This is a genomic window from Streptomyces sp. NPDC021019 (assembly GCF_044333295.1).
Classification (GTDB): domain Bacteria; phylum Actinomycetota; class Actinomycetes; order Streptomycetales; family Streptomycetaceae; genus Streptomyces.
Map to the genome: position 1 here is coordinate 1,907 of NZ_JBIRQR010000016.1, position 1,765 is coordinate 3,671.

The following is a 1,765-nucleotide window of genomic DNA, read 5'->3' on the forward strand; positions in this document are numbered from 1 at the left end:
TTTGAGAACTGCACAGTGGACGCGAGCATCTGTGGCCAAGTTTTTAAGGGCGCACGGTGGATGCCTTGGCACCAGGAACCGATGAAGGACGTGGGAGGCCACGATAGTCCCCGGGGAGCTGTCAACCAAGCTTTGATCCGGGGGTTTCCGAATGGGGAAACCCGGCAGTCGTCATGGGCTGTCACCCGCTGCTGAACACATAGGCAGTGTGGAGGGAACGAGGGGAAGTGAAACATCTCAGTACCCTCAGGAAGAGAAAACAACCGTGATTCCGGGAGTAGTGGCGAGCGAAACTGGATGAGGCCAAACCGTATGCGTGTGATACCCGGCAGGGGTTGCGCATGCGGGGTTGTGGGATCTCTCTTTCATAGTCTGCCGGCTGTGAGACGAGTCAGAAACCGTTGATGTAGGCGAAGGACATGCGAAAGGTCCGGCGTAGAGGGTAAGACCCCCGTAGCTGAAACATCAACGGCTCGTTTGAGAGACACCCAAGTAGCACGGGGCCCGAGAAATCCCGTGTGAATCTGGCGGGACCACCCGCTAAGCCTAAATATTCCCTGGTGACCGATAGCGGATAGTACCGTGAGGGAATGGTGAAAAGTACCGCGGGAGCGGAGTGAAATAGTACCTGAAACCGTGTGCCTACAAGCCGTGGGAGCGTCGCTGTGTGTGCTTGCACATGCAGTCGTGACTGCGTGCCTTTTGAAGAATGAGCCTGCGAGTTAGCGGTGTGTAGCGAGGTTAACCCGTGTGGGGAAGCCGTAGCGAAAGCGAGTCCGAACAGGGCGATTGAGTTGCACGCTCTAGACCCGAAGCGGAGTGATCTAGCCATGGGCAGGTTGAAGCGGAGGTAAGACTTCGTGGAGGACCGAACCCACCAGGGTTGAAAACCTGGGGGATGACCTGTGGTTAGGGGTGAAAGGCCAATCAAACTCCGTGATAGCTGGTTCTCCCCGAAATGCATTTAGGTGCAGCGTCGTGTGTTTCTTGCCGGAGGTAGAGCACTGGATAGGCGATGGGCCCTACCGGGTTACTGACCTTAGCCAAACTCCGAATGCCGGTAAGTGAGAGCACGGCAGTGAGACTGTGGGGGATAAGCTCCATGGTCGAGAGGGAAACAGCCCAGAGCATCGACTAAGGCCCCTAAGCGTACGCTAAGTGGGAAAGGATGTGGAGTCGCAGAGACAACCAGGAGGTTGGCTTAGAAGCAGCCACCCTTGAAAGAGTGCGTAATAGCTCACTGGTCAAGTGATTCCGCGCCGACAATGTAGCGGGGCTCAAGCGTACCGCCGAAGTCGTGTCATTCACACATATAGGGCCAACGCCTGTGTGGATGGGTAGGGGAGCGTCGTGTGCCGGGTGAAGCAGCCGCGGAAGCGAGTTGTGGACGGTTCACGAGTGAGAATGCAGGCATGAGTAGCGATACACACGTGAGAAACGTGTGCGCCGATTGACTAAGGGTTCCTGGGTCAAGCTGATCTGCCCAGGGTAAGTCGGGACCTAAGGCGAGGCCGACAGGCGTAGTCGATGGACAACCGGTTGATATTCCGGTACCCGCTTTGAAACGCCCAGTACTGAATCAGGCGATGCTAAGTCCGTGAAGCCGGCCCGATCTCTTCGGAGTTGAGGGTAGTGGTGGAGCCGATGAACCAGACTTGTAGTAGGTAAGCGATGGGGTGACGCAGGAAGGTAGTCCAGCCCGGGCGGTGGTTGTCCCGGGGTAAGGGTGTAGCCCGTGTGGTAGGTAAATCCGTCACACATTAAG

The 1,765-nt window shown here is 56.8% G+C and carries 1 rRNA gene (only partly in view); it reads left to right on the forward strand.

Annotation, left to right across the window (positions count from 1 at the left end):
• The first annotated feature begins 33 nt into the window (after positions 1-33).
• Positions 34-1,765 (forward strand): 23S ribosomal RNA (locus ACH4RG_RS36445) (it continues 1,493 nt past the right edge of the window).